Raw genomic sequence first — 12,492 nt, 5'->3', positions numbered from 1 at the left:
TTCCACATTCATTTATGAACAATTTTTCAGAAATCCTCTCATACCATCGCATTTAACCGTATAATGTGTTAGAATAGTTTAGATATACTATAGAATAGAGGTAGAAAACAAAAATGATTACAGTTAATAATGTCAGTCTTTTATTTTCAGATAGAAATTTATTTGAAGATGTAAATATCAAATTCATCCCCGGCAACTGTTATGGACTTATCGGCGCAAATGGTGCTGGTAAATCAACATTCCTTAAAATTTTATCTGGCGATATTCAACCAACTACTGGTGATGTATCGATGTCATCTGGCGAACGCTTAACTTTCCTAAAACAAAATCACTATGACTATGAACAATATGGTGTTCTTGAAACAGTTATCATGGGACATAAACGTCTTTACGATATCATGAAAGAAAAAGACGCTATTTATATGAAGGAAGAATTTACCGATGAAGATGGTATTCGTGCCGCTGAACTTGAAGGTGAATTCGCTGAATTAGATGGTTGGGAAGCTGAACCTGAAGCTGCTGTTTTATTACAAGGCTTAGGAATCGACGAAAGCTTACAACAAAAAACAATGAGCGAATTAACTGGTGGACAAAAGGTTAAAGTATTACTTGCTCAAGCACTATTTGGCAAACCTGATGTCTTACTACTAGATGAGCCTACCAATGGTTTAGACAAACAATCAATCGAATGGTTAGAAGAATTCTTAATCAATTTCCCTAACACTGTTATCGTCGTTTCCCATGACCGTCACTTCCTAAACAAAGTGTGTACGCATATGGCTGATGTTGACTTTGGTAAAATCAAACTTTACGTTGGGAACTATGACTTCTGGTTAGAATCTAGTCAACTAGCAAGCCGTTTAGCTTCTGACTCAAACTCTAAAAAAGAAGAACAAATTAAAGAATTACAAGACTTTATCGCTCGTTTTAGTGCAAATGCCTCTAAATCTAAACAAGCAACTTCACGTAAAAAAATGTTAGAAAAAATCACATTGGACGACATTCAACCCTCTTCACGTCGTTATCCATTTGTTGGTTTTACTCCTGATCGTGAAATCGGAAATGATTTAATCCGTGTTGAGAATGTTTCTAAAACAATTGATGGCGTTAAAATCTTAGACAATATTACTTTCTCGTTAAATCGTGAAAATAAAACCGCCTTTATCAGTCAAAATGATATTGCGATTACAACTCTTTTCAAAATCTTGATGGGTGAAATGGAACCTGATTCTGGTAGCGTTAAATGGGGGGTCACTACTTCTCAATCTTACCTACCAAAAGATAACACTGCTGAATTTGCTAAAGGTGATTTAACAGTAGTTGACTGGTTACGTCAATTTGCATCAAAAGAAGAAAGTGACAATACATTCCTACGTAGTTTCTTAGGTCGTATGTTATTTTCTGGTGAAGATGTAATGAAAAAAGTTTCTGTCCTTTCCGGTGGCGAAAAAGTTCGTTGTATGTTATCTAAGATGATGTTAAGTAAATCAAATGTTTTAGTCCTAGATGATCCAACAAACCATTTAGATTTAGAGTCAATTACGGCTTTAAATGATGGAATGATTGCCTTCAAAGGTGCTTTACTATTTGGTTCACACGATCACCAATTTATTCAAACAATTGCAAATCGCATTATTGAACTATCACCAAACGGAGTTGTTGACCGTAGCGATACAACTTATGATGATTTCTTAGAAGATAAAAACGTGCAAGAGCAAGTCGCTAAATTGTACGCTTAATTTAAAAAAATAAAAATGCTAGCTAAAGGAGATTTCCTTCAGCTAGCATTTTTTCATTACGTTACTTGAAACTGACTACGGTAAAGCTCCGCATAAAGAGAGGGCTTCGCTAATAACTCTTGATGATTTCCTTGTTCAATAATCGTTCCAGCCTTCATTACTAATATTAAATCAGCATTTTCAATTGTCGATAGACGATGAGCAATCACAAAACTTGTTCGATCTTTAGTTACTTCATTCATCGCTTGTTGAATATGTGCTTCCGTTCGAGTATCAACACTAGACGTTGCCTCATCTAAAATGACAACAGGAGGATTCGCTAATATAATCCGAGCAATCGTTAGTAACTGTTGTTGCCCTTGCGAAAGCAATCCACCTTCACTTGAAATAATTGACTCATATCCATTCGGCAAGGTTCGGATAAAATGATCACATTGCGCAACCTTCGCTGCCTGAATAATTTCCTCTCGAGTTGCGTCTCTCTTACCATACGCAATATTATCGGCTACCGTCCCTTCAAACAACCAGGTGTTTTGTAGCACCATACCAAACATTGAACGTAGATTTTTCCTTGAAAGATTAGTAATATCATGACCATCAAAAGTAATCATTCCACCATTGATTTCATAAAAACGTAGCAATAGATTAACCAATGTTGTTTTACCCGCCCCAGTTGGTCCAACAATCGCAATTGTCTTTCTGGCCTTCGCTGTAAAATCAACTTTTTTCATCAATAACTGATCTGGCGAATAGCCAAACTGGACTTCTTTAAAACGAATTTCACCTTTTGGTTTTGTAATCGTCGTTAATTCCACTTTTTCTGGAACTTCCTCTAACTCTTCCAAAATAGCAAAAATCCGATCAATTGAAGCCATTGCTCCTTGAATATCATTAATTACATAAGACGATGTTGTAATTGGCTCTGAAATTTGATTCACATATTGAAGATATGCTTGAATCACCCCAATAGACATCGCTCCTTGAATCACTAATATAGCACCCAGAACACCACTGATAATAAACGCCAGTTGATTGATAAAACGAATAGCTGGGTAAATCGCATAATTCATAAATTGTGCATTTTTAAAAGCCTGATACTGTTTTTTATTCGTCGCTAAAATCACTTTCTTAGCAGCATCTTGTTGATTAAACGTCTTCGTCACTAAAGAACCTGCAAAAAATTCTTCCGCTTGATTATTTAAAATACCAAGCTCTGACTGACTTTTATCTGCTAGTTCTTTATTCTTCAAAGCAATTTTTTTCGTAACAAACGAACTAACTAACATCAAGGCTAACACAATTAAAGTCATTTTATAATCGATATAAAATAACATAAAACCTGCAAATAAAATATTCGCTACTGAAGAAAAAAATTGATTTACTCCTGTTAACAATACTTGAGAAACACGATTTAAGTCCGTTGTTGTTCGACTTAAAATGTCACCCACTTGATGCTGATCGAAAAAGGATATCGGCAACTTCTTGAATTTCTTTGTGATTTCTTTTCGCAAACGCAACGTGATTTTTTCACTTAATTTTGCCATAGTTGCCTCTTGAATATAAGACGTCATACTGCTGATTCCAGCAAATACAATCAAAATTAAAACCGGGACCATTAAGACTTGATTCAAATCAGCCAACGTTACTTGTTGAAAGCCAGTTAACTTAATTAATTCCAATAAATCATCGATTGCAATCCCCATAATAAATGGCATCGCTGTGACTAACGCATTTCCAATTAAACTACAAAATAATAAGCCAATAAAAATCTTTCTTTCTGGTTGAATCAATTGGAAAAACTTAGTTAAGGATTGTTTAGTTTCTTGTTTTTTTAATTGCTGCATCTTACTGCTCCCCCTTTCCAATCATCCCTTGTGAGGCTGCAAATTCTTGATACGTTTGGTTGTTATTGACTAATTCTTGATGGGTGCCTTTGCCAACAATTCGACCATCATCTAAAACAATAATCTGATCTGCCTCTTGGATTGTACTTAAACGCTGGGCCACAATTAATAACGTCTTTTCTCCCATTTCACGCTTTAACGCCTGTCTCAATAAGACATCCGTTTTATAGTCCAATGCTGAAAAACTATCATCAAAAATGTAAATATCTGCCGGTTTAATTAAGGCACGTGCAATACACAATCGCTGCTTTTGCCCGCCTGAAAAGTTATCCCCACCTTGAGCTACAAAGCTATCCATGCCATCCTTTAACGAAGCAATAAATTCAGTTGCTTGCGCTGTATCAAGAGCTTTTGCCAATTCTTCTGTTGTCGCATCTGGTTTTCCCATGCGCAAATTACTTTCGATCGTGCCACTAAACAAGAACGCTTTTTGTGGTACATAACTCGTTCGACTTCTTAAGTCAGCCTGAGAAAGATTCCGGATATCGATTCCATCAAAAACAACACTGCCTGCATTGACATCACTTAAACGCAATAAAAGTTTGGCTACCGTACTTTTTCCAGAACCCGTCCCGCCAACAATAGCTGTTGTCTTTCCTTTTAAAATCGTAAAATCAATATTTTCTAAAACTGGATCTGTTGCTCGATCATAACTAAACGTTACTTTATGATAATTCACCATCACTTGATCTGTTGATTTTGCAACTAAATTCCCTTCCGACTGAAGTACATAATCTTTAATTTCTTCATTTGTCCCAAGCACCTCTTCCAGACGTTTCAATGAAGCCAATGATTGCGGAAGTGTCACTAATACCATTGCTGCCATCATTAAATAAGCTAATGTCAGCATCGAATATTCAATTACTGCTGTGACAATTCCAATCTCAATTTCACCAAAACCAATTAAAACGCCGCCAAACCAAATTATCAAAGCAAACACTACTCCCATAATTAGAAAAGCCACTGGCGTTAACCAAGCAAAAATTTGATTCACCCGAATCATACTATTCCCATATTCCTCAAATGTCTGATTGGTTCGTTTTTCTTCATAATCTTGATTATCAAAAGCACGTATCATTGTGATTCCATTAAAGAATTCACGCAAAGTCACCATTACACGATCAATATTTTTCTGAATTTGATTTGAAAATGGAACGCCTTTCTTTAATAGATACGTAGCAATACCGCCATAAATAATAATCGATAACAATGGAATCATTGCTAATTTTGGCGAATGCAAGTAGGTCATAATAATTGCAAAAATACTAATAATTGGTGCCGGTAAAATCATTTGTAGAAATAAAACAAGCATTCGTTGAATGTTATCCACATCATTGGTCATACGTGTTAATAACGTTGCTGTTCCAAATTCTTCTGTATCTTTAATCGACAATAATTGAACTTTATCAAAAAATGAATTGCGTATCTCAAAGCCAAATTTGGCGGCTAATTCTGCGGATAACCAACTACCAATAATCGCCCCAATACTGCCGATAATAGCCATTCCTAACATTTCAATTCCAATCCAAGTTACGCTAGCAGAATTCCCACTAACAATGCCTTCATCAATTAATTTAGCCACAAGCAACGGAACTCCTAACGTCCCGATAACTTGAATACATAAACTAAGAAATGTGAATAAAACCAAACGCTTATTGACTGTTAAAAACTTCCCAATTAGTTTCATCCTAATTCCTCCTTTTATTTTTGAATACCAGAGAATCTTACACCTTAAAGTAGCTTGAAGGTCAAGCAGAAAATCGCTATAATAAATATAGGAGGTGTTCTTTTGCTGATTGATGAAACGTTTACTATTGGAGAGATTGCAGAAATTTTTAAAGTTCCTAGCTCAACCATTCGCTATTGGGAAGAAAAAAAACTGATTACTTCCAAGCGAAATCAAGAAAATGATTATCGTATTTTTGATTTTCAAACGATCTTAGACTTAAGTGATATTATCTTCTATCGTGATTTAAATGTTCCCGTCAAACAGATGGTTCATTTCCATCAAAATCCACCTGAAAAACTATTAGATATGTTAACGGAAACTGAACTAAATACGCTGCAACAATTAGAAGAATTAAAACGCAAAACCATCGGCATCCGAAAAAGAAAAGAACAATTAAATGAATTACTTTTTCTTAAAGAACAAGATTTCACTGAAGAGGTTCCAACTGTTGAAAAAATAATTTCCTTTGATTTATCGGATTCGGATGAACTTCAGGTATATCTGGAAAATCCTGGTGCTTCTGCTATGTATTATCATCCAGAAAAAAATCCAGAAGTGTACTATGGATTATGTGTGGAAGAAGAACATTTTTCCAACAAAGAAACGTTATGGGAGAATCATGGAACTGGAACCTATCTGAAGTTTCTTTTAATGATTCAATCTGATAATGCCGCTCATACAAATTTAGTTGAGAAAGAACAAGCCCTGCTGAAACAAGGTCTAAGAACAGGTCAAGTATTAGGACGTTATTTAGCCACAGCAATCAACGAAGCTGGTTTTCAAATGGATTATTACAAAGCTTGGATTGAAATTATTCCGACTAAATAAAAAACAGTCAGCTTAATTTGCTGACTGCTTTTTTACTATCTTACCCCATTAATGTAGCGAATATATATAAAATGGCGATATGAACTGGATAAAAATAATAGAAGAACCATTTCATCTTTTTACCTTCTTTACCATTGTATAGCCAAATGAAAATAGCTGAGAAAGCCATCATCCATTGAATATTTGTTGTAAATAAACCAGTAAAATTAAATCCTGTCGCCACTACTGATACTAGCAATAAAACCACAATCTGAACTGTTCGTTTTTCTCGGAAAATATAGAAAAATAACGCCAATAGTACCAAGACAAATCCACCTTCTGTTGTAACTAAAGTTGGAAAAATGATCGATAAAATTCTAAATAGTGTGACATTAAAATTATCTGGATCTGATAACAAATTAAAAAAATAAGCTGAATAGGCTAAAACAAATAAAATAATTCCAATTCCAATAAATCCTTGTTTTTTATCTTGCTTACTATTTTTAATACTATCATAACAATACATTGCTAATACACCTAAGAATAACGTTCCAAAAATATTATTTGCTAGAACAATGTTTTCATTAGGTAAAAGGGTTGGCACTATCCAATCCACTAGTCCCATTAACCAAAACCCAAGCAATAAATTGCGTAAATACTTTATTTTATTTTTAGTATAATGATAGCCCTCTGCACTTAAGAACAAAAAAATGGGTGCCACGATTCGCCCCAGCATCGTAAACCACATTGGAATTCCTTTTAAATAAAACAGTTGATGAATATGGTCAAAAACCATTAAACTAATTCCGATTACTTTTAACTGAAATGCCGTCATTCTTTTCTCCATATCTTTTTTCACCTTTTTTCCTTTACTTAGTTAGCATCTTAGCCCTAATTATAAAAGAAAAAACGTTATTAAAACATCGATTTTAGTAAGGCAGACATAACACTTTTGTCATTTATAATAAAAAAACTCTTATCGAATTCATTTTTCTATGAATTCAACAAGAGCTACTTTTCAATTTATCACTGACATTTACGTTTTTAATTTGTAATTGAATAATAATTAAACAGTCGATCTGAATAGGTCCCACTATTGTCTAAGGCACTTTTAATTGCAGCATTCACCGTTTTAATATCATCAGTAATTACTCCATCAACACCATAGGTCATCATTTTTTTTACGGTATCTTCATCATTCGTTGACCAAACATAAACCTTCTTATTCTGATTGGCTACCTCATCAACAAAATCACCACTAACAGTTGAATATTCAATCGAATAAAAATCAGCTTTCGTATTCGGTGGTCCAATTAAATTAAATGGCATAATGTAACCGACATAAAATTTTGGAACTTTTTCTTTTAACTTCGTTACAACAGTATAACTTAAACTTTGAAGCTGATAGTCATTTTCAATAATTGTCTTCTGATACTTTTTAATGAACAAATCAAGCATATCTTTTGAATCTTTTGGTGTTATTTTAATCTCAACTAATAATTTTTGATTCAACTTTTTAGCCTCAACTAAATAATCATCAAAGCTAGAAATTTTTGCAGTAGTATCGTTTTCAGATAAGGTAATCTTCTGTAACTCTGCTAAAGTTAAATCAGCTACTGTTACATTTTTACTTGCCAAATCTTTCAAATTCAAATCATGCATCACAACAAATTGTTTATCCTTGGTTTGCTGAATATCAATTTCAACGTAATCAGGCTTTTGTTTTGCTGTTTTTTTCAATGCCTCAATAGTATTTTGCACACCATTTGCTTCCGTGACACCGCGATGTGAAATCACAATCGGTCGAAATAAAAGCTCGCCTTCCAGATACAGAAAATTATAAATCCCCATCCCAATAACTGAAATTCCTACTATCATACCAATAATTAAATTTCCAATAACAATATATCTGCGTTTCACTTGAATCGATTTCAAATTCTCAAGCAAGATGCCATCCGATTTCTTTTCCTTCATCAATAACGATACCATCAAATAAAAGATAATAATCATTGCCACAATATTGCGGATGCTTGTTAAAATTTGCAAACCAGTCAGTACGATGACTCCACTAATTAGCCCCTGTTGAGGATACATCGTTTCAACCTGCTCCTGAACAAAAAATAGCACACTTCCAATAAGCCAGACTACAAAAGTTAGACTCAGACTCAATAATAGTAATCTACGTACCAAATACCAAAATTTGCGCTTTGTTAAACGCAAACCTTCCTTGATAGCTTCCTTAAAAGGGAGATTATAAATAATCATTAACGGCAACACTAGTAGCAACCGAATCCCGATATATAAACAGAATATATAGCCAATAATTAATAATGGTACAAAAATTAGACGATTTAAAAAAATATAATCTAAAATAAAGACAGGTACTTTTATTTTGGCCAATAATTCGGTTTTAAATCCAATTCCACCAAAAGGCAAAATCAGGAAAAAGTAAAAAATAAAAAATAAGATTTCACTACCGATAACATTTTTTAATTGCTTGAACGTTAAACTAAGCAAGTTATATAAACTAACCTTCTCTTTTTTGCGAATAAAATAAATACTCAATAGCAAAAAAGTGAATTCAATAAAAATAACAACACTAAACAAACAAAGAATCAACAATAAACCAATTAACACAAAAGGATGTTTTTGGATAATTGGCAATAAATTATCAAAAGAAAGATAACTGATATTCCCACTAGCTAAAACAGCTTTAGTTAAAAATGTAAATAACGGAACAGCTACCGTTAGAATAAAACTGTGAACAATAATAACATTTTTAGAGCTTCCCCAAGCGCTGTTAAAAAAATGCTTGATTGTCTTCCAACTCGACTTCATCTTTCTATTCACTTCCCATACTTAAAATTAATTTAGTCCATCATTAGTTTACCACAAATAACAACAACAAACCCTTTAGACAATCATAAGAATCCGATAAAAAGAGTATGACCAAAACTAAAAATTAGTTTTGTGCCACACTCGACATTTTTATAAATAACCTAAAAAGAGCTACGTTCAACTCTTTAATAATTTTTTGTCTCAAGTTGGCTTACAGCTTTTTCAAATTCTTTCTGGCTGGCTTGTACTTGTTTTAATTTTGTTGGAAAAGTTTGGTCAAATTGTTCTAATTGAGAGTCATCTGGCTCAAGTACTTCGCTGAAAAAAATACTACCTGTCATATTATCCAAGCCGCCTTCAATTAACGGCAATGCCAGAATCCCTGTATAGTAATTTTTATCTGGCAAAGAAAGCTGATATTTCTTAGAACTACTGAATCCAAACTGTGCATAATAGTGTGGATAACCGCCAATTAGGATACCACGATAGCCTAATTCTCTAGCACGATCAATAGAATACGCAATCAATTTTTTCCCATAACCCATTCCTTGAAACTCCGGTAAAATACTCACTGGTCCAAATGTTATCATCTCATATGATTTTTTTCCATTCTCAGTAACTATTTTAGACTGTGTATAAAGAATACTGCCGATAATTTCTTGATCTAATTCAATAACCAACGACAATTGAGAAATATAATCAGATGTTGTCCACATGTTATACACAATGAAATGTTCATTGCTACCAGGTACATATAGATTCCAAAAAGCTTCACGCGTAATTTCCTCCACACGTCGATGATCGGCTTGTTGAATTGTTCTAATTTTTAGCGTCATAACTATCCTCCTCCATGTAATTAAAAGCTTGTAGCAAATGAATCACTACAAGCTTTCTCAAATTATTTATTTGCTTTATGAACTTTTAATTGTTTGCCCTTGATTGTCCGTGTCTTCATCGCATCAATCACCATTGGACCTTTGCCATTTAAGATATCCACATAGCTGACATTTTCTTGAATCGTAATAATCCCAATATCTTCCATATTTACTCCGGGAATTTTTGCTAATGTTCCAACAAAATCAACTGCCCGAATTTTTTTCTTTTTGCCGCCATTAAAGTAAACCTTCATAATATCTTGATTTAAAGCCGTTCCTTTATCTTTTTTCAGACGAGGACGTTCGGCTAATTTCTTTTCAAATGCTGGCTTATGACGTTGCACAAAACGAGCGCTAGGAGCTGTAATCTCAATAATTTCAGCTTCAACATATTTTTTAATCTCAGCCCAACGCTCTTTCTCAAAAGATTCAACTAGGGTTAAGGCAATTCCCATCTTCCCTGCTCGACCAGTTCTACCAGTACGATGTACAAAGCTTTCTTTTTCCACAGGTACATCATAATTGACTACATGAGTAATGTTATCCACATCAATTCCACGAGCTGCGACATCTGTTGCAACTAAATAACGGAATTTTCCTTTACGAAAATCATCCATTACATCAAAACGATCTTCCTGAATCATACCGCCATGAAGCTTATCCACAGGTAAACCCGCTTTATTTAAGACATCATAGATGTTATTCACAGTTTCTTGGCGATTACAGAACACAATACAACTATCTGGGTTTTCCACAGTTAATAAGTCCAGTAACGTTTCCTGTTTTTTATCCCCAGAAACCATTAAATAAGATTGCATAATTTTAGGTTTCGATGCTTCTGTTGTTTCAATTTTGACAGAAGTCGCTTCTTTTTGCATATAATGAGTAGCTAAACGCTCAACTTCATTTGGCATAGTAGCTGAAAATAGTAATGTTTGACGTTGTGTTGGTAAAAAGTCAATAATCTCTTCTACTTGATCAATAAAGCCCATATTTAACATTTCATCTGCTTCATCTAACACTAAATACTCTAACTTATCCACAGAGAAGGTGCCTTTTTTCAAATGATCCAAAACACGTCCCGGCGTTCCAACAACAATATGACTTTTTTGTTTTAATTCTGATTTTTGACGATCAAAGGATGATTTTCCAAAAACTGCAGTCACTTTAATTCGACGAAAACGACCAATATTGGCAATATCTTCCTTGACCTGTAAAGCCAATTCACGTGTTGGTACTAAAACTAATGCTTGAGGTTTGTTTTCTTCCCAATTGACTTTTTCACATAAAGGAATCCCAAAACTAGCTGTTTTTCCGCTTCCTGTTTGCGATGTTACAATTACATCCATATCAGCTAATGCTAAAGGAATCACTTCCTTTTGTACTTCTGTTGGTTGAAAATAGCCTAAACCATTTATTGCTTTTAATACTTCTTCACGAATACCATAATCGCTGAATTCTTTTTTTCCCATAATAACCTCTTCCACTTCTTTGATTCCTTCATTATAGCATGATACCCACAAAGATTGGTTGATTTCCAACTAAAATATTGAATATCCACAAGTAAGCGGATCAAATGACATGAGATTTTCATTATTTTCTATAAATAAGCTGCAGCTAACGCAATTATCCACAGGTGGGCTGGATAAAATCCATAAAAGAAATATTTGCTAAATGTGCTATTATTTCCACGTTTGCCATTGTACAAATATAAGAATGGAATCACGGTAATAAACATAAAGTCCGAGTTAAAAGCCAACATTTCGATGGTTTCTTGGATTGTTGGATAAGGGCTATAAGACATAAAGAATAAAATCCCCGCAAACAGTAAATAACTCAGATTTCGCATTGCCGGTTTCTCATAGAACATATATGACAATAACATAAATGGCACAATAATCTGCCCACCTTCTGCTAGGAATGGTGAACCTAATAGAATAACAATACTTCCAATAATCAATAAAACTTTTTTCGCTAATCCATTTTGTTGCTTCACTAGACTCATAAAATAAAGCATCAATGTTCCTAGTGCTAACGTTAAGAAAATATTATTATGTGGATTTTTTAGCGGATCGTTGATCAGCATACTAAGAAGTGAGTTTCCAACAAACATCACGGCTGCCATTCCAAATAAACGCTTTAAGTAAGCTTTCCGATCGTGTGTATAATGGAATCCTTCAACCGCCATATAGGCAAAGAAAACTCCTACACATCTTGTTAAAACATGAAAAATAGATTGTACCTCTGGTGAAACAAAGTAGCCGATATGGTCAAAAACCATTAAAAAGGCCATTAAAAATTTAAGTGCTGTTCCTGTCATTATATTTCCCCTTAATTTTGCTTAATTTTGAAGCTCATTGTCGCTTCAATCTAGTACAATAATAACATGCGAACTCCCCCTACCCTCTGCTTTTATCCTTACAATACAGCTTGTTAATATAACAAAATTGTTCGTATAAATCTATAAATTGTTCTATCAAAATCACCTTCTTAAAATGTAATTTTAAATGATAGAAGAATGATTTTTTCAACAACATACTTACATTGAAAGTTGAATCATTTATTTTGAAGATAGTTATTATCGTTCTTTTGATGGTTTT

9 protein-coding genes are annotated in these 12,492 nt (G+C 33.9%); 2 read left to right on the top strand and 7 right to left on the bottom strand.

All coding sequences use genetic code 11. From position 1 onward, the window contains the following. Positions 1-113: 113 nt before the first annotated feature. Positions 114-1,739 (top strand): ABC-F family ATP-binding cassette domain-containing protein, encoded by a 1,626-nt coding sequence (locus tag BR43_RS13115; RefSeq protein ID WP_034562666.1) that lies wholly within the window; start codon positions 114-116, stop codon positions 1,737-1,739. A gap of 56 nt (positions 1,740-1,795) precedes the next feature. Here the strand turns inward: BR43_RS13115 and BR43_RS13110 are convergent, their stop codons facing one another. Beyond that, entirely contained in the window at positions 1,796-3,583 is a 1,788-nt protein-coding gene (locus tag BR43_RS13110) for an ABC transporter ATP-binding protein (protein ID WP_034562663.1), read from the bottom strand. A gap of 1 nt (position 3,584) precedes the next feature. Next, positions 3,585-5,330, bottom strand: a complete 1,746-nt coding sequence (locus BR43_RS13105; RefSeq protein ID WP_034562661.1) for an ABC transporter ATP-binding protein — start codon at positions 5,328-5,330, stop codon at positions 3,585-3,587. 102 nt (positions 5,331-5,432) lie between these two features. On the opposite strand from BR43_RS13105, the gene BR43_RS13100 reads away from it, so the two are divergent. After that, positions 5,433-6,200, top strand: a complete 768-nt coding sequence (locus BR43_RS13100) for a MerR family transcriptional regulator (RefSeq protein WP_034562659.1) — start codon at positions 5,433-5,435, stop codon at positions 6,198-6,200. A gap of 40 nt (positions 6,201-6,240) precedes the next feature. Here the strand turns inward: BR43_RS13100 and BR43_RS13095 are convergent, their stop codons facing one another. The 5 genes from BR43_RS13095 to BR43_RS13075 form a co-directional block, all read right to left on the bottom strand. Beyond that, the gene (locus BR43_RS13095; protein WP_034562657.1) at positions 6,241-7,026 is read right to left on the bottom strand and encodes a TraX family protein; all 786 of its coding nucleotides are present in this window, start codon (positions 7,024-7,026) and stop codon (positions 6,241-6,243) included. Positions 7,027-7,223: 197 nt separating this feature from the next. Further along, positions 7,224-9,017, bottom strand: coding sequence for a glycerophosphoryl diester phosphodiesterase membrane domain-containing protein (locus tag BR43_RS13090; RefSeq protein ID WP_034562655.1), 1,794 nt, complete (start codon positions 9,015-9,017; stop codon positions 7,224-7,226). 185 nt (positions 9,018-9,202) lie between these two features. Beyond that, a complete protein-coding gene (locus tag BR43_RS13085) occupies positions 9,203-9,853 on the bottom strand; it encodes a GNAT family N-acetyltransferase (protein ID WP_034562653.1) in 651 nt (216 codons plus the stop codon). 62 nt (positions 9,854-9,915) lie between these two features. After that, positions 9,916-11,364 (bottom strand): DEAD/DEAH box helicase, encoded by a 1,449-nt coding sequence (locus tag BR43_RS13080; protein WP_034562651.1) that lies wholly within the window; start codon positions 11,362-11,364, stop codon positions 9,916-9,918. Positions 11,365-11,492: 128 nt separating this feature from the next. Continuing rightward, positions 11,493-12,212 (bottom strand): TraX family protein, encoded by a 720-nt coding sequence (locus tag BR43_RS13075; protein WP_034562649.1) that lies wholly within the window; start codon positions 12,210-12,212, stop codon positions 11,493-11,495. Between the last annotated feature and the right edge of the window lie 280 nt (positions 12,213-12,492).

This window comes from Carnobacterium gallinarum DSM 4847 (genome assembly GCF_000744375.1).
GTDB lineage: Bacteria > Bacillota > Bacilli > Lactobacillales > Carnobacteriaceae > Carnobacterium > Carnobacterium gallinarum.
The sequence above is the reverse complement of the archived record's forward strand: the minus strand, read 5'-3'. Positions and strand labels throughout refer to the sequence as shown.